Source organism: Methylococcus capsulatus (assembly GCF_036864975.1).
Lineage (GTDB): Bacteria > Pseudomonadota > Gammaproteobacteria > Methylococcales > Methylococcaceae > Methylococcus.
Genome location: NZ_CP104311.1, coordinates 3,121,303 through 3,137,515, shown reverse-complemented (window position 1 = coordinate 3,137,515; position 16,213 = coordinate 3,121,303). Strand labels below are relative to the sequence as shown.

Annotated in this window: 14 protein-coding genes; 8 read left to right on the top strand and 6 right to left on the bottom strand. The window is 62.6% G+C overall.

What is annotated here, in order from left to right; genetic code table 11:
- Positions 1-66 precede the first annotated feature (66 nt).
- From N4J17_RS15180 to N4J17_RS15160, 5 genes are all read right to left on the bottom strand, one after another.
- Positions 67-954: a carbon-nitrogen hydrolase gene (locus N4J17_RS15180; protein WP_198323977.1), complete on the bottom strand. Its 888-nt coding sequence runs from the start codon at positions 952-954 to the stop codon at positions 67-69.
- On the bottom strand, positions 951-2,000 hold the full coding sequence (locus tag N4J17_RS15175; RefSeq protein WP_277458509.1) for an agmatine deiminase family protein: 1,050 nt from the start codon (positions 1,998-2,000) through the stop codon (positions 951-953). The genes N4J17_RS15180 and N4J17_RS15175 overlap by 4 nt, the downstream gene beginning before the upstream one ends.
- 110 nt (positions 2,001-2,110) lie before the next feature.
- Positions 2,111-2,263, bottom strand: a complete 153-nt coding sequence (locus tag N4J17_RS15170) for a hypothetical protein (protein WP_198323978.1) — start codon at positions 2,261-2,263, stop codon at positions 2,111-2,113.
- 89 nt (positions 2,264-2,352) lie between these two features.
- Positions 2,353-4,029: a DNA repair protein RecN gene (recN, locus tag N4J17_RS15165; RefSeq protein ID WP_198323979.1), complete on the bottom strand. Its 1,677-nt coding sequence runs from the start codon at positions 4,027-4,029 to the stop codon at positions 2,353-2,355.
- A gap of 3 nt (positions 4,030-4,032) precedes the next feature.
- Positions 4,033-4,905 carry an NAD(+) kinase gene (locus N4J17_RS15160; protein ID WP_198323980.1) on the bottom strand — a complete coding sequence of 291 codons (873 nt, stop codon included), beginning with the start codon at positions 4,903-4,905 and terminating at the stop codon, positions 4,033-4,035.
- Between the two features lie 214 nt (positions 4,906-5,119).
- Here N4J17_RS15160 and hrcA point away from each other — a divergent pair, with 214 nt between their 5' ends.
- From hrcA to greA, 8 genes are all read left to right on the top strand, one after another.
- Positions 5,120-6,172 carry a heat-inducible transcriptional repressor HrcA gene (gene hrcA, locus N4J17_RS15155; RefSeq protein ID WP_198323981.1) on the top strand — a complete coding sequence of 351 codons (1,053 nt, stop codon included), beginning with the start codon at positions 5,120-5,122 and terminating at the stop codon, positions 6,170-6,172.
- A 116-nt stretch (positions 6,173-6,288) separates the two neighbouring features.
- On the top strand, positions 6,289-6,846 hold the full coding sequence (grpE, locus tag N4J17_RS15150) for a nucleotide exchange factor GrpE (RefSeq protein WP_198323982.1): 558 nt from the start codon (positions 6,289-6,291) through the stop codon (positions 6,844-6,846).
- Positions 6,847-6,916: 70 nt separating this feature from the next.
- Positions 6,917-8,845 carry a molecular chaperone DnaK gene (gene dnaK / locus N4J17_RS15145; RefSeq protein WP_198323983.1) on the top strand — a complete coding sequence of 643 codons (1,929 nt, stop codon included), beginning with the start codon at positions 6,917-6,919 and terminating at the stop codon, positions 8,843-8,845.
- A gap of 95 nt (positions 8,846-8,940) precedes the next feature.
- Positions 8,941-10,071, top strand: a complete 1,131-nt coding sequence (gene dnaJ, locus N4J17_RS15140; protein ID WP_198323984.1) for a molecular chaperone DnaJ — start codon at positions 8,941-8,943, stop codon at positions 10,069-10,071.
- Positions 10,072-10,088: 17 nt separating this feature from the next.
- Complete coding sequence (gene dapB, locus N4J17_RS15135) at positions 10,089-10,898, top strand: 4-hydroxy-tetrahydrodipicolinate reductase (RefSeq protein WP_198323985.1); 810 nt, start codon at positions 10,089-10,091, stop codon at positions 10,896-10,898.
- 128 nt (positions 10,899-11,026) lie between these two features.
- Positions 11,027-12,163, top strand: coding sequence for a glutamine-hydrolyzing carbamoyl-phosphate synthase small subunit (gene carA, locus N4J17_RS15130; RefSeq protein WP_198323986.1), 1,137 nt, complete (start codon positions 11,027-11,029; stop codon positions 12,161-12,163).
- Positions 12,164-12,178: 15 nt separating this feature from the next.
- Positions 12,179-15,397 (top strand): carbamoyl-phosphate synthase large subunit, encoded by a 3,219-nt coding sequence (gene carB / locus N4J17_RS15125; RefSeq protein ID WP_198323987.1) that lies wholly within the window; start codon positions 12,179-12,181, stop codon positions 15,395-15,397.
- 24 nt (positions 15,398-15,421) lie between these two features.
- A complete protein-coding gene (gene greA, locus N4J17_RS15120; RefSeq protein WP_198323988.1) occupies positions 15,422-15,898 on the top strand; it encodes a transcription elongation factor GreA in 477 nt (158 codons plus the stop codon).
- Here greA and yhbY read toward each other — a convergent pair.
- Positions 15,895-16,176 (bottom strand): ribosome assembly RNA-binding protein YhbY, encoded by a 282-nt coding sequence (gene yhbY / locus N4J17_RS15115; protein WP_198323989.1) that lies wholly within the window; start codon positions 16,174-16,176, stop codon positions 15,895-15,897. The genes greA and yhbY overlap by 4 nt on opposite strands.
- Positions 16,177-16,213: the final 37 nt, after the last annotated feature.

The following is a 16,213-nucleotide window of genomic DNA, read 5'->3' as shown; positions in this document are numbered from 1 at the left end:
TAAAAAGCCGGGGGCGAGCTTCGTGCTCGCCCCCGGTTTTTTTTTGGAGGCTGCTTCGAGGAAGAGTCAATCGAGATAGCGCCGCAATAATCCGTCATAACTGTCGATACGGCGGTCACGCAGAAAAGGCCAGATGCGCCTGACGTCTTCGGAGCGCTTGCGGTCCACCGCCACCATCAGCAATTCCGCGTCCGTCGAACCGGCGCGGCAGAGGAATTCGCCCTGGGGGCCGGCGGCGAAACTGTTTCCCCAGAACACAATGCCGGGCGTCTGGCCGCTGGGATCGGGTTCGCTGCCAATGCGGTTGCAGGCGGCCACCGTAAGTCCGTTGGCCACCGCGTGGCCGCGCTGCACAGTGATCCAGGCCTCGAGCTGACGCGACCGTTCGGCCTCGTCGTCGGCCGGGTTCCAGCCGATGGCTGTGGGGTAGAGCAGGAGATCGGCACCGGCCAGCGCCATCAGGCGCGCGGCCTCCGGATACCATTGGTCCCAGCAGACCAGCAGCCCCAGACGTCCGACCGAGGTGTCGATGGGGCGGAAGCCTAGGTCGCCGGGGGTGAAATAGAACTTCTCGTAATAGCCGGGATCGTCCGGGATGTGCATCTTCCGGTACTTTCCGGCCAGGCTGCCGTCACTGTCCAGCACCACCGCCGTGTTGTGATAGAGGCCAGGGGCCCGCCGTTCGAACAGCGAGGCGACCACCACGATGCCCAGCTCCCGCGCCACGGATGCCAGTTCGGCGGTGGTGGGGCCGGGAATGGGTTCGGCGCCGTCGAAACAGCCGCAGTCCTCGGTTTGGCAGAAATACGGCCCGAGGTGCAGCTCCGGCAGCATTACCAGGTCGGCACCTTTGGCCTTGGCAGCGCGGACGCCTTCGACCGATACGGCCAGATTGTGTTCCCGGTTGCCGTTACAGGCCTGCTGTACCAGCGCCAGCTTGAGGATGGATTTCATGGGCGGGAGACTCCGGCGGCTTCGGGAAACTGCATGGTCATACAGTGCAGGCTACCGTATTGGCGGATCAGCGGAGTGCAGTGGATGGGGACGATTTCCCTCCCCAGGAAACACGGCCCCAGGCGCTCGAGGGCGACCGCGTCCGCCGGATCGCCGTACACGGGAACCAGAACTGCGCCGTTGATGATCAGGAAATTGGCGTAGGTGGCAGGCAGGCGCCGGCCTTTCCCGTCGCGGATGGGTTGCGGGATCGGCAACGGCACCAGGGAGTAAGGCTGGCCGTCGCGCTGTTTCATCTCTTGCAGCTGCCGCTCCATCGCCTTAAGCGGCGCGTAGTGCGGATCGGATGCGTCGTCGCAGGCCGTATAGGCGATGGTGTGTTCCGAGCAGAACCTTGCCAGGGTGTCGACATGGGCGTCGGTGTCGTCGCCTTCGGCCTTGCCGTGATCGAGCCAGAGGATGCGATCGGTTCCCAGCGTCTCCATGAGCCGGGCCTCGATTTCTACGCGGCTATAGCCGGGATTGCGGTTCGGATTGAGCAGGCACTGACTGGTCGTCAGGACGGTGCCGAGGCCGTCGGTTTCCACGCTGCCGCCTTCCAGAACGAAATCGACCGCCACCCGTGGCGTCTGGCCGAAGATACCCATGGTCACGAGGCGCGCGGCCAGTGCCGCGTCGTCAGCGCAGTCGTATTTCCCGCCCCAGCCATTGAAGCGGAAATCCAGCAGTTCCAACCGGCCTTCGTGCAGCCGGCTGAGCGGCGCGGTGTCGCGTACCCAGATATCGTCATATGGAATCCGGACGAAAACGACTCGGCTGCAGTAGTCTGTCCCGGTATTGGCCAGGATAGTACCAATGCGCCGTTCATGGGACCGGTCCAGGCAGGCGATGAGGAGGGTTTCGCGCCGGCTCACCGCCGCGGCAATGGCCGCATAGGTCTGTTCGACCTCTTCCAACCACGGGGCGAAGTCGCCGCTGCCCGGCGGCCAGGCAATCAGCACGGCGGATTGTTTTTCCCACTCGGGAATGAATCGTATCGATGTCACTTGATTCGGCAAGGTGTGGATGAACGGATTGTGCCGCCGGTTTGAGGCCGGGGCTCCCCGAACGAAGAGACCGTGGGGCGGCGGCGCATGGCTCGGAAGCCGTGTCGGTTTCAGAAAATGATGAGACCCGGTATCACTACCGCCACGGTCACCACTTTTCTGGGCAGGGTCACGGATTCGCCGCTTGTCGGGATTCCCGGGGTTTCCAGGAGATTCTCCTGGAGGGAATGTGTAGGCTGCGTTTCTTGGGTCGGGTCAGTCATGCGGATTCCTGATGGTCATGGCGGCGGGAATCAACGATATGGCGATCATGAGCCAATTTTAAAGCAAAATACTGGCCGAGAAATCGATTTCAATGCGCCAGGGCCAGCATTTCCCGGGCATGGGCCAGGGTTTGCACGGTGATGCGCAGGCCGCCGAGCATGCGGGCGATTTCGCCGGTGCGTTCCTCCATGGTCAGCGGCCGTACCGTGGACTCGGTGATACCGTCTTGCGCGTGTTTTTCCACCAGCAGGTGATGATGTCCCAAGGCCGCGATCTGGGGCAGATGGGTCACGCACAGTACCTGGCGGTTGATACCGAGCGAGCGCAGTTTGATTCCCACCATCTCGGCGACGCCGCCGCCGATGCCGGTGTCCACCTCGTCGTAGATCAGGGTCGGCGTGGTCTTTTGCGCGATCGATGCGACCTCGATCGCCAGACTGATGCGCGAGAGTTCGCCGCCGGAAGCGACCCGCGACAGCGGTCGTGGCGGCAAGCCCGGATTGGCACTGACCAGGAACTCGATCCTGTCCCGGCCATGCGGGGCGGGCGGAGCTTCACTGTCTGTCTCGAATGCGACGGCGAAACGCCCGTGCGGCATGCCGAGTTCGTGGATGAGCCGCGATATGTCGGTCTCCAGCGCATCTGCCGCCACCCGCCGTTTGGCCGAAAGACTGCGGGCGGCGGCATCGTAAGCGGCCAGCAGATCGCTTTGTTCGGCAAGCAGGTGTTCGAGCCGTTCCTCACCGGATTCCATGCTCCTTAGTTCGGTTCGGAGCGCTTCGAGGTGGCCGGGCAGATCTTCCGGGCGGACCTGGTGCTTGCGTGCGAGCTGGTGAACCTCCGCCAGCTTCTGTTCCAGCGCCGCGAATTTGGCCGGGTCTGGATCGAGTGCGTCGAGGTGGTGCCGCAACGCCATCGCCGCCTCCTTGACCTGTATCCGGGCGCTTTCCAGCAACTCCAGGGATTCGGTGAAGTCCTTCGAAATCTGCGCGAGTTCGCCGACCGCCTGAGCGGATCGCGCCAGCAAGCCGTTCACCGAATACTGCTCGTCCTCGTAAAGCAGCTTGAGCTGGGTGTAGCCGATTTCGGAGACCCGGCCGAGATTGGCCAGCAGCTCGTGCTCTTCCGACAGAGCGCGGTAATCCAGGGTCTCGATCTCGAGCTGCTCCAGCTCGTTGACCTGGTACTGGAGCAATTCCTGGCGGGCGTTGCGGCTGCTGACGTCCTGTTGCAGGCGGTCGATCCGCTCGGAAAGTGCTTTCCAGCGATCGAAAATCAGCTTCAGCTCCGATGCCAGTTCGCGGCAGCCCGCGTGCCGGTCAAGCAAGGCCCGCTGCTCGCCGGCTTGCAGCAGGTTCAAATGGGCGTGTTGGCCATGGATTTCCACCAGGTGTCGTCCCAAGGCCTGGAGGTTCGGAAGGGTCGCCGGACGGCCATTGATGAACGCGCGTGAGCGCCCGTCCGCGCTGATGGTCCGGCGAATCAAACAGGTGTCTTCATCGGTTTCGGCCAATTCGTGGCCGATGAGCCATTCACGGGCGGAAGGCGCGTCGTCCAGAGTGAAGCACAGGCTGACTTCGCCGCGCTCCGCGCCCGGCCGCACCAAGCCCGAATCGGCCCGGTCGCCGAGTGCCAGTCCCAGGGCGGTGAGCAGGATGGATTTCCCCGCGCCGGTTTCGCCGGTGAGCACGGTGAAGCCGGGCCGAAGGTCCAGGTCGAGGGCGGCAACCACCGCCAGATCCTTTATGCTCAAGCTGGTCAGCATGGCTTAGCGGTTGCTCCAGTTGAGTTTGAGCCTCAGAATCTGGAAAAAATCATAGTCCGTCGGATGGAGGATACGGAACGGCCGTTCCGCCTTGCGGATTTCGATGCGGTCCTCGATCCCAACCTCCGGGAAGGGAACGTTGTCGCAGCTCACCTGAGCGCGGAATTCTTTGTTCGGCCGGAAGGCGATCGCCACCAGGCTGTCCCCTGAGATGACGATGGGACGGTTGGACAGGGTGTGGGGGTTGATCGGCGCCAGCACCAGGGCATTGAGCGTGGGGTAGAGGATCGGGCCGCCGGCCGACAGCGCGTAGGCGGTGGACCCGGTGGGTGTGGAGACAATCAGGCCGTCAGAGCGCTGGGAATTCAGAAACACGCCGTCGATGGTGGTTTCCAGTTCAATCATACTGGTCGCGCTGCCACTGTGGACGACGACTTCGTTGATGGCGCTGCCCTGGGCAATGGTTTCTTCGTTGCGGATCAGGCGCGCCACCAGGGGGTGACGTTCCTCGGCGCGATAGGCGCCGGTCAATATCGCATGGAGCTTGTCGACGGCCTCGCTGGGAGAAATGTCCACCAGAAACCCCAGCCGGCCCAGGTTGATTCCGATGAGGGGCACGCCATGCGCATAGAGGCTGCGGGCGGCTCCCAGCAAAGTGCCGTCTCCGCCGACGACGACGGCGATGTCGGCCTGCTGTGCCAGTTCGGGCATCGTGCATGTCCGGGCGGAATGCGTAAAGAGCGTCGCACAGCCACGCTCGACCAGGATCTCGAGTCCGGAAGTCAGCAGATAGGCGTGAATGGCAGCGAGAGTGTCCGCTATCCGGGGAGCATCCGGCTTTCCGATGAGCGCGATGGTGCGAAATTGCGAAAGCATCCGCCTGAACAACTCGGGTTAAGAGGAGGTTGAGGATTCGACGCCTTTAGGTCTCGACGGGATTGGCAAGGCCCGAGCGCTGCCGCCGGTCGAATGCGGCGGCTCCGGCACTTTCCGCCAAATGGTAGGACCTTCTTGACACTTAATCTAGGGGTTGTTAGTTTTTGGCACTCCCATTGGTCGAGTGCTAATACAGATTCTTTACGGAATTTCCGTGGCGAGTTTCCCCGAACTGAGCGAGCGCGCGCAGCAGCTTTTGAAGGCGCTGGTGGAGCGTTACATCGGCGAAGGTCAGCCGGTCGGTTCGCGTGCCCTCGCCAAGGACGCCGGTTTGAGTCCGGCAACGATACGCAATGTCATGGCCGATCTAGAGGAACTGGGCCTGGTCACCTCGCCGCATACTTCCGCGGGGCGTCTGCCCACGGTGAGCGGCTATCGTCTGTTCGTCGATTCCCTGCTGACCGTGAAACCTCTGCACCAGGCCATCGTCGACCAGTTGTGGCTGGATCTCGAAAGCCGGGAGAACCCGCGCGATCTGCTGGAGACGGCTTCCAAGCTGCTGTCGGAGCTGACCCACATGGCCTGCATCATCTCCATGCCAAGGCGGGAAACCCTGACCTTCCAGCACATCGAATTTCTGCCGCTGTCGGACCACCGGGTGCTGGCGATCCTGGTGACGAGCGGCCAGGAAATCCACAATAAGATCATCCACACTCCCCACAGTTTCAGTGCCGCGGAATTGCAGACCGCGGCCAACTTCTTCAATGCCGTCTGTGGCGGCAAGGACATGGTTTCGGCGCGGCAGTATCTGCGCGCCGAATTGGAGAAGGAGCGCGACCGTCTGAGCGAACAGCTGTTGCAGGCGGGCGAGATCGCCGAACAGGCCCTGGCCGAGGGCGGGCGTTCCAGGAAGCCGTTCCTGGTGCGCGGGGAAACCAACCTCATGGACTTCGTCGAGCTGGCCGACGTCGAGCGGCTGCGCGGTCTGTTCGAGGCGTTCCGGCAGAAGGAAAGCATCGTCGGTCTGCTCGATCGCTGCCTCGAGTCACCCGGGGTGAAGATCCTCATCGGCGAAGAGAGTGGTTTCAGGCCGCTGGAGCCGTGCAGCCTGGTGACCGCTTCGTATTCCGTCGACAACCGGGTGATTGGCGTGCTCGGTGTGATCGGACCGACCCGGATGAAGTATGAACGGGTGATTCCGCTGGTGGACGTCACTGCGAAACTGGTGGGGGCGGCCTTGAATCAGCGGACGCTGGCCCCAACTTAACGTTGCCGGAGTCGTGACGGCAAAAGGACGTCCGCCGCCCGCTCCCGTCGAGGAGCCGGGCGGTTTCGTTTTTCCGGATCCAAAATTTCAAACCCCAATAATCGGATTATCGGACTATGAGCGAAGAAGAAATGACTAACGGTCCCGGCCCGGAGCCACGGCCGGAGCTGCTGGAGGTGGAGACCGCAGCCGCCGAAGCAGCGCCCGCCGGTGAGCCGGACAAGGCACTGCTCGAGGCGCAGCAGCAGGCCAGCGAAAACTGGGACCGGTTCGTCCGGGCCCAGGCGGAAATGGAAAACCTGCGCCGTCGTCTGGAAAAAGACATCCAGAACGCCCACAAGTACGCCCTGGAAAAATTCGCCAAGGAACTGCTGCCGGTGATGGACAGCCTGGAACTGGGCATCGCGGCTTCCACCGCCGACGCGCCCGACGTCGCCAAACTCCGCGAAGGCGCGGAGCTGACCCTGAAGCAGTTCCAGAACGTGTTCGAGAAGTTCGGCATCGTGGCCCTCGATCCGGTCGGCGAGAAGTTCAATCCGGAGCAGCACCAGGCAATGGCCATGGAACCGGCCGGAGAAGCGGAGCCAAACACCGTAGTCAAGGTTTACCAGAAGGGCTATCTGCTGAATGACCGGCTGCTTCGGCCGGCACTCGTCGTGGTGGCCCAGGCTTGAAATCCCTTAGGATCGGCCTCACATAGCCTCTAAGCTTTCAGAACAATCACTTATAAAATCGGAGAAATCCATGGCAAAGATTATCGGGATCGACCTGGGCACCACCAACTCGTGTGTGGCCATCCTTGAGGGCGGTAAACCCCGCGTGATCGAGAACGCCGAAGGCGCACGTACCACGCCGTCGATCGTCGCCTTCACCGCTGATAACGAGGTGTTGGTGGGGCAATCCGCCAAGCGGCAGGCTATCACCAATCCCAAGAATACCTTGTTCGCGATCAAGCGGCTGATCGGCCGCCGCTACAAGGATGATGTCGTCCAGAAGGACATCAAGATGGTGCCTTACACCATCGTCGAGGCGGAGAACGGCGACGCCTGGGTAGAGGTCGCCGGCAAGAAGATGGCGCCGCCGGAGATCTCGGCGCGCGTCCTGATGAAGCTCAAGAAGGATGCCGAGGCTTATCTGGGGGAAGAGATCAAGGAAGCGGTCATCACCGTGCCGGCCTATTTCAATGATTCCCAGCGCCAGGCCACCAAGGACGCTGGCCGCATCGCCGGCCTCGACGTCAAGCGCATCATCAACGAGCCGACCGCGGCGGCGCTGGCCTATGGTATGGACAAGAAGCGCGGCGATCAGAAGATCGCGGTCTACGACCTGGGGGGGGGCACCTTCGACATCTCCATCATCGAGATCGCCGAAGTCGATGGCGAGCACCAGTTCGAAGTGCTGTCGACCAACGGTGATACCTTTCTCGGCGGTGAGGACTTCGATCTGCGCATCATCGAATACATCGTGGACGAGTTCCGCAAAGAGCAGGGCATTGATCTGCACAACGATCCGCTGGCGCTCCAGCGCCTGAAGGAATCCGCCGAGAAGGCCAAGATCGAGCTGTCTTCCAGCCAGCAGACCGAGATCAATCTGCCCTACATCACGGCGGATGCGACCGGCCCCAAGCACCTCAACATCAAGCTGACCCGGGCCAAGCTGGAGGCCCTGGTGGAAGACCTGATCCTGCGCACCCGGGGACCTTGCGAAACCGCGCTGAAGGACGCCGGTGTGAAGCCGGGCGACATCGACGAAGTCATTCTGGTCGGTGGTCAGACCCGCATGCCCAAGGTGCAGGAGTTCGTGAAGCAAATCTTCGGCAAGGAACCGCGCAAAGACGTCAATCCGGACGAGGCTGTGGCGGTCGGCGCCGCCATCCAGGCGGGCGTGCTCGGCGGCCAGGTGAAGGACGTGCTGCTGCTGGACGTGACCCCCTTGTCGCTGGGTATCGAGACCCTCGGCGGCGTCATGACCAAACTGATCGAAAAGAACACTACGATCCCGACCAAGGCAACTCAGGTTTTCTCCACCGCGGAGGACAACCAGACCGCCGTGACCATCCACGTGTTGCAGGGTGAGCGGGAAATGGCACGCGACAACAAGTCGCTGGGACGCTTCGACCTGACCGACATCCCGATGGCACCCCGCGGCGTGCCGCAGATCGAGGTGACTTTCGACATCGACGCCAACGGTATCCTGAACGTTTCGGCCAAGGACAAGGCGACCGGCAAGCAACAATCCATCGTTATCCGAGCCTCCAGCGGCCTGTCCGAAGACGAGATCAAGCGCATGGTTAAGGACGCCGAGCTGCACGCGGAAGAAGACCGCCGCATGCACGAGCTGGTCAGCGCGCGCAATCATGCCGATGCCGTGGTCCACGCCACCAACAAGACGCTCGCCGAACTGGGCGACAAGGTCTCCGGCGAGGAGCGGGCGAAGATCGAAGCGGCCATGAACGACCTGAAGGATGCCATGGGCGGCGATAACAAGGATCTGATCGAGCAGCGGACCCGGACGCTGACCGAGCTTTCCGGCAAGCTCGCCGAACGGCTCTATGCCCAGCAGGGCGGCACGACGGGCACCGAAACGCACGGTCACGAGAAGACTGGCGGGAGCGGTGGCGGCGATGACGTCGTCGACGCCGAGTTCGAGGAAGTCCGCGACGACAAGCGTTGAGCCGCGGCGGACCGTGTCGCATCTCCCGGTGGGATGCGGTTCATCCTTATCCCTCTTGATCGGGCCGCCGGCGTCAAGCCGGCGGTTGTGCGTTTATGGCAAAAGAAGATTATTACGAAACGCTCGGGGTTCCACGCAACGCCAGCGACAGCGACATCAAGAAGGCGTTCCGCCGCCTGGCGATGAAATACCACCCCGACCGAAACAAGGACAATCCCGAGGCCGAGGAGCGTTTCAAGAGTGTGAAGGAAGCCTACGATGTCCTGTCCGACCCCAAGAAGCGGTCGGCCTACGACCAGTTCGGCCATGCCGGGGTGGATCCCTCGATGGGCGGAGGTGGCGGTTTCGGATTCACCGGCGACAATTTCAGCGATATTTTCAGTGACGTCTTCGGCGACATCTTCGGAGGCGGCCGCCGGCGAGGCCGGGGGCAGCGCGGTGCCGACCTGCGCTATAACCTCGAGCTGACGCTGGAGGAGGCCGTGGCCGGGACCGAAGCCAAGATTAAGGTGCCGACCTGGGTCAACTGCACCGAATGTGGCGGCTCTGGCGCCAGGAAAGGCACTTCCCCTGTGATTTGCCCGACCTGTCACGGCCAGGGCGCGGTGCGTATGCAGCAGGGCTTTTTCTCCGTCCAGCAGACCTGCCCGACCTGCCGCGGCACCGGGCAGCACGTTTCCGATCCGTGCCGGGTCTGTTACGGTCAGGGTCGCGTACAGGAGACCAAGACCTTGTCGGTCAAGATTCCGCCCGGCGTGGATAGCGGCGACCGTATTCGGCTTGCCGGCGAGGGCGAAGCGGGGGAGGGCGGCGGCCCGCCGGGGGATCTCTACGTGCACATCGGCGTCAAGGAGCATCCCATCTTCACGCGGGACGGCGCTGATCTGTACTGCGAAGTGCCGATCAGTTTTCCCACCGCCTGTCTGGGTGGCGAGCTGGAAGTGCCGACGCTGGATGGCAAGGTAGTACTCAAGATTCCCCCCGAGACCCAAACCGGGCGGCTGTTCCGGATCCGGGGCAAGGGCGTCAAGCCGGTCCGGGGCGGTGTGGCCGGTGATCTGCTGTGCCGGGTGCGGGTAGAGACGCCGGTGCGCCTGAGCAAGGAGCAGATCGACCTGATCCGCCAGCTCGATGAATCCCTAAGGGGTGGCGGCAGCCATCACAGTCCGCAGGCGCACGGCTGGCTGGACGGCGTCAAGCAGTTCTTCGATCGTTTGGGACTTTGAGAGGGCGGGCTGGAACCATGGTCATCAGGGTAGGAATAGCAGGCGTCGCCGGCAGGATGGGAGGCAATCTCGTGCGTGCCTGTGTGGCCGAGCCGGTAGTGGAGCTGACGGCGGCGGTCGCCCGCCCGGGCAGCCCCGCAGTCGGACGCGACGCCGGCGAACTGGCGGGCCTGTCCGCGATCGGTTTGCCCGTGGTCGGCAACCTGAGCGAAGTGTCGGACAAGGTCGATGTGCTGATCGATTTCACCCTGCCGGAGGTCACGCTGGCCCACCTCGAATTCTGCCGCTCGGCCGGAATCCGGCTGGTGATCGGGACGACCGGCTTCAGCGCGGAGCAGCGCCAGCTCATCGCCGCCGCCGCGGACGGCATGGGTATTGTGTTTGCGCCCAATATGAGCGTGGGTGTGAATCTGGCGCTCAAGCTGCTGGATATCGCCGCCCGGGTGGTGGGTGAGCATTCCGACATCGAGATCGTCGAGGCGCATCACCGCCACAAGATTGATGCGCCATCGGGCACGGCCTTGCGGATGGGCGAGGTGGTGGCCAAAGCACTGGGGCGGAACTTACAGGATTGCGCGATCTATGGCCGCGAAGGCATCACCGGCGCGCGCGATGCCAAGACCATTGGTTTCTCTACCATCCGTGCCGGCGACATCGTCGGCGAGCACACCGTCATGTTCGCCGACGAAGGCGAGCGCATCGAGATCACCCATAAGGCCAGCAGCCGGATGACATTTGCCAAGGGTGCGGTCAGGGCGGCCGTCTGGCTGATGTCTCAAGGCGAAGGACTGTTCGACATGCAGGATGTGCTGGGTTTGAAAGGCTGAGTCGCCCTGATCCGGATGGACTCCAACAGGGCTATCTTCTATAATCGAGCGGCTAAAACGCATCGAATCCAAACGAGCGGGGCATATCTTCGGGTCTGCCCCGTTTTGCACATCTTAAGGTGGCCTTATTGAAAACTCCCGCGCTGCTCGCTCTTGAAGACGGTACCGTGTTTCGCGGCTACGCGATCGGGGCCGAGGGGTCATCGGTGGGTGAGGTGGTGTTCAATACCTCGATCACCGGCTATCAGGAGATCCTTACCGATCCGTCTTACGCGCGGCAGATCGTCACGCTGACCTATCCCCACATCGGCAACACCGGCATCAACGGAGAAGATGCCGAGTCCGGCGGCATCTTCGCCAGCGGCTTGGTGATCCGCGATCTGCCGCTGCGGGCCAGTAACTGGCGGTGCCAGCTCCGGCTCGACGATTACTTGCGCCAGCGCGGCGTGGTCGCTATCGCCGGTTTGGATACCCGCAGGCTGACCCGCATCCTGCGCGACAAGGGGGCCCAGCGCGGCTGCATCGCGGCCGGCGACGCTTTGGACGCCGACGCCGCGGTGGCCATGGCCCGTCGCTTTCCCGGGCTGCAAGGCATGGACCTGGCCCAGGTCGTGACGACGCAACAGTCCTACGATTGGACCGAAGGCAGCTGGCGTTTCGGCGCCGAACCGGTGCGGGCAGGCCAAGGCGGTTTCCATGTCATCGCATACGATTTCGGCATCAAGCAAAACATCCTGCGACTGCTCGCGGATCGAGGCTGCCGGGTCACCGTGGTGCCCGCCCGGACACCCGCTTTGCAAGCGCTGGCACTGGAACCAGACGGATTGTTTCTGTCCAACGGTCCCGGCGATCCAGAACCCTGCGACTACGCCATCGCGGCGATCCGGGAGTTTTTGACCATGGGCATCCCCATGTTCGGCATCTGCCTGGGGCACCAGTTGCTGGCCCTCGCGGCAGGCGCGCGTACCTCGAAGATGAAATTCGGTCATCACGGCGCCAACCATCCGGTGCAGGATCTGTCCAGCGGGCGTGTGATCATCACCAGCCAGAATCACGGTTTCGCCGTGGAGGAAGCCAGCCTGCCGGTGAACGTGAGGCCGACCCACCGTTCTCTGTTCGACGGCAGTCTGCAGGGCATCGAATTCACGGATCGTCCTGCCTTCGGTTTCCAGGGGCATCCGGAAGCCAGTCCCGGTCCGCACGATCTGTGCGATCTGTTCGACCGCTTCGTCGGCGCCATGAAAGCCGTCCGCAATCGCCATTAATCGCGTCCTTCGTTCATGCCAAAACGTACCGATATCGAATCGATTCTGCTCCTGGGCGCCGGCCCTATCGTCATCGGCCAAGCCTGCGAGTTCGACTACTCCGGCGCCCAGGCCTGCAAGGCGCTGAGGGAAGAGGGCTATCGGGTCATCCTGGTCAATTCGAATCCGGCCACGATCATGACGGATCCGGAGATGGCCGATGCGACTTATATCGAACCGATCGACTGGCAGACCGTCGCTCGCATCATCGAGAAAGAGCGTCCTGATGCGCTGCTGCCGACCATGGGGGGACAGACGGCGCTCAACTGTGCGCTGGACCTGGATCGCGAAGGTGTGCTGGAGCGGTTTGGTGTAGAGATGATCGGCGCCAAGCGCGAAGCCATCGCCAAAGCCGAGGACCGTGACCAGTTCCGCAAGGCCATGGTCAAGATCGGCCTGTCGGTGCCGAAGTCCGACGTTGCCCACAGTCTCGAGGAGGCGCTGGCGGTACTGGATACAGTGGGTTATCCCGCCATCATCCGGCCCTCCTTTACCCTGGGCGGGTCCGGCGGCGGTATCGCCTACAATCGCGAGGAATTCGTGGAAATCTGCGAGCGTGGGCTGGAGCTTTCGCCCACTCATGAACTGCTGATCGAGGAGTCGGTGCTCGGCTGGAAAGAGTACGAGATGGAAGTGGTACGCGACCGCGCCGACAACTGCATCATCGTCTGCTCGATCGAGAATCTCGATCCCATGGGTGTCCACACCGGGGATTCGATCACCGTCGCGCCGGCGCAGACGCTGACCGACAAGGAATACCAGATCATGCGCGATGCCTCTATCGCCGTCCTGCGCGAGATCGGGGTGGATACCGGCGGTTCCAACGTGCAGTTCGCAGTCAATCCGAGGGACGGCCGGTTGATCGTGATCGAGATGAATCCCAGGGTGTCACGTTCTTCGGCGCTGGCCTCCAAGGCCACCGGTTTTCCCATCGCCAAGGTCGCTGCCAAGCTGGCGGTCGGATACACCCTGGACGAGTTGCGCAACGAGATTACTGGTGGTGCCATGCCGGCATCGTTCGAACCGACCATCGATTATGTGGTGACCAAGGTTCCGCGCTTCACCTTCGAGAAATTCCCGCAGGCGGACGATCGTCTCACCACCCAGATGAAATCGGTGGGCGAAGCCATGGCGATCGGCCGGACTTTCCAGGAATCGCTGCAGAAGGCCCTACGCAGCCTGGAGATCGGGGTGGATGGGTTGGTCGGTAAACTGTCCGTGGACAGCGACGACCGGGTGGAGCGCCTGCAGCGCGAGCTGGGTCATCCGGGCTGCGACCGCATCTTCTACGTCGCCGACGCCTTTCGGCTAGGGTGGAGCCTCGGCGAAGTCCACGAGCTGAGTGCCATCGATCCCTGGTTCCTCGCCCAGATCGAGGATTTGATCCTTGAGGAAGCCGCCTTGGCCAAGCGGACCCTCGCTTCGCTGACCGCCGACGAACTGTTGGCCCTGAAACGCAAGGGATTCTCCGATTCGCGGCTGGCCCGCCTACTGGACCGCAGTGAAGCCGAGGTGCGGGCGGTACGGCACCGTTTCGGCATCCGTCCGGTGTACAAGCGGATCGATTCCTGCGCGGCCGAGTTCGCCACCGTCACCGCGTATCTTTATTCGACCTACGAGGAAGAGTGTGAAGCCGCGCCGACGGAACGTGAGAAGATCGTCGTGCTCGGCGGCGGTCCCAACCGCATCGGCCAGGGCATCGAGTTCGACTATTGCTGCGTGCACGCGGCGATGGCGCTGCGCGAGGATGGTTTCGAAACCATCATGATCAACTGCAATCCGGAGACGGTGTCGACCGATTTCGACACGTCCGACCGCCTGTATTTCGAGCCGCTGACACTGGAGGATGTGCTCGAGGTGGTTCATCTGGAGAAGCCGAAGGGTGTGATCGTGCAATACGGCGGGCAGACACCGCTGAAACTCGCTCGGGCGTTGGAAGCGGCCGGGGTGCCGATCATCGGTACTTCGCCCGATTCCATCGACCTGGCCGAGGATCGTGAGCGCTTCCAGAAACTAATCGACCGGCTCAACCTGAAACAGCCGCCCAACCGCACCGCGCGCTCGCTGGAAGAGGCCCTGCGCGGCGCCCAGGAAATTGGCTATCCGTTGGTCGTGCGTCCTTCCTACGTACTGGGCGGCCGAGCGATGGAAATCGTGTTCAACGATGATGACCTCAAGCGCTACATGCTGGAAGCCGTCAGCGTTTCCAACGAATCCCCGGTGCTGCTCGACCGCTTTCTGTCCGACGCCATCGAGATGGACGTGGATGCCGTCGCCGACGGCCAGCGCGTGATGATCGGCGGCTTGATGCAGCACATCGAGCAGGCCGGGGTGCATTCGGGCGATTCCGCCTGTTCGATTCCGCCGTATGACCTGCGGGCAGATATCCAGGACCGGGTCAGGGAGCAGGTCCGTCTGCTGGCGGAGGCGTTGGGCGTGGTCGGCTTGATGAACACCCAGTTCGCCATCCAGGATGATGAGATATTCGTGCTGGAAGTGAATCCGCGCGCCTCCCGCACCGTTCCCTTCGTCTCCAAGGCGACCGGCTATCCGTTGGCCAAGGTTGCGGCGCGTTGCATGGTCGGCCGCAGCCTGGATCAGCAGGGCCTACGCGAAGAGCGCATCCCGCCGTATTTCTCGGTCAAGGAGGCGGTGTTCCCCTTCATCAAGTTCCCCGGCGTCGATCCGTTGCTCGGTCCGGAGATGAAATCGACCGGCGAGGTGATGGGCGTCGGCGCCAGCTTCGGCGAAGCCTACGCCAAGGCGCAGCGGGCCGCCAGCGTGCGTCTGGCCTACGAGGGGACGACCCTCATCAGCATCCGCGATGCGGACAAGCCCAAGATCGTTCCGATCGCGCGGGCGCTGGTTGCCAGGGGATTCCGCCTGGTGGCCACGCGGGGCACCGCGAAGGTGCTGCAGGATGCGGGCGTGCCCTGCGAAAAGGTGAACAAGGTGTATGAGGGGCGGCCGCATATCGTCGACATGATCAAGAACGGCCAGATTCAGCTTATCATCAACACGACCGAGGGCAAGAAAGCCATCGCCGATTCGTTCACCATTCGGCGGCAGGCTTTGCAGCATCAGGTGACCTACACCACGACGATTTCCGGTGCCCATGCGATCTGCTGCGCGCTCGACGAGCTCGGCTCAGTGGACGTCAATCGGCTGCAGGACTTGCACGGCGCCCTATCGTGAATCGGATAATCGGAAGCAACAGTGATGAACAAGACTCCCATGACCACGCGCGGTGCCGAAAAGCTGCGTGAAGAACTCAATCATCTGAAGACGGTGGCGCGGCCTCGAGTGATCGAGGCGATCGCCGAAGCACGCGCCCATGGTGACCTGAAGGAAAACGCCGAGTATCAGGCGGCGCGCGAACAGCAGGGATTCATCGAAGGACGGATCAAGGAGATCGAGAGTAAACTCGCCAATGCCCAGATCATTGACGTCACGCGGCTGAATCCCGGTGGCAAGATCGTCTTCGGGGCGACCGCTGAGATCGAAGATCTGGCTTCCGGCGAAGTGGTGACGTATCAGATCGTCGGTGAGGACGAAGCCGAGATCAAAGAAGGCAGGATCTCGGTGACTTCGCCGATCGCTCGTGCCCTCATCGGCAAACAGGAAGGCGACGTGGCGACGGTGCAGGCGCCGGGCGGTACCCGCGAATACGAAATCGTATCGGTCAAATACATCTAGGCTTTCTTGCCCCGCTCAGACGATTTCCGGAAGAGCGTGATCACGTGGCCGAGCGACTGGATCAGCTCGGCGCCCGACTCCCCGCAGATCAGGGCCGTCATCTCCGCTCTGGTGTCCCGGTCCCCGGCATTGACCCGAACCTTGATCAATTCGTGATGTTCCAGTGCAAGGTCGATTTCGCCGAGCACACCCGGGGTGATGCCGGCCTGGCCGGTGATCACGACTGGCTTCAGTTTGTGGGCCTTGGCGCGTAGCTGGCGTCTGAGTTCAGGGGTCATAGGGGCACTCTGTTAAAGAAAAAGCCGCATATTGTAG

What these genes read in the sequence shown, in the direction of transcription:
- N4J17_RS15180 (WP_198323977.1), bottom strand. Translation starts at nt 954, where the DNA reads ATGAAATCCATCCTCAAGCTGGCGCTGGTACAGCAGGCCTGTAACGGC.
- N4J17_RS15170 (WP_198323978.1), bottom strand. Translation starts at nt 2,263, where the DNA reads ATGACTGACCCGACCCAAGAAACGCAGCCTACACATTCCCTCCAGGAG.
- recN (WP_198323979.1), bottom strand. Translation starts at nt 4,029, where the DNA reads ATGCTGACCAGCTTGAGCATAAAGGATCTGGCGGTGGTTGCCGCCCTC.
- N4J17_RS15160 (WP_198323980.1), bottom strand. Translation starts at nt 4,905, where the DNA reads ATGCTTTCGCAATTTCGCACCATCGCGCTCATCGGAAAGCCGGATGCT.
- grpE (WP_198323982.1), top strand. Translation starts at nt 6,289, where the DNA reads ATGAGCGAAGAAGAAATGACTAACGGTCCCGGCCCGGAGCCACGGCCG.
- dnaK (WP_198323983.1), top strand. Translation starts at nt 6,917, where the DNA reads ATGGCAAAGATTATCGGGATCGACCTGGGCACCACCAACTCGTGTGTG.
- dnaJ (WP_198323984.1), top strand. Translation starts at nt 8,941, where the DNA reads ATGGCAAAAGAAGATTATTACGAAACGCTCGGGGTTCCACGCAACGCC.
- dapB (WP_198323985.1), top strand. Translation starts at nt 10,089, where the DNA reads ATGGTCATCAGGGTAGGAATAGCAGGCGTCGCCGGCAGGATGGGAGGC.
- carB (WP_198323987.1), top strand. Translation starts at nt 12,179, where the DNA reads ATGCCAAAACGTACCGATATCGAATCGATTCTGCTCCTGGGCGCCGGC.
- greA (WP_198323988.1), top strand. Translation starts at nt 15,422, where the DNA reads ATGAACAAGACTCCCATGACCACGCGCGGTGCCGAAAAGCTGCGTGAA.
- yhbY (WP_198323989.1), bottom strand. Translation starts at nt 16,176, where the DNA reads ATGACCCCTGAACTCAGACGCCAGCTACGCGCCAAGGCCCACAAACTG.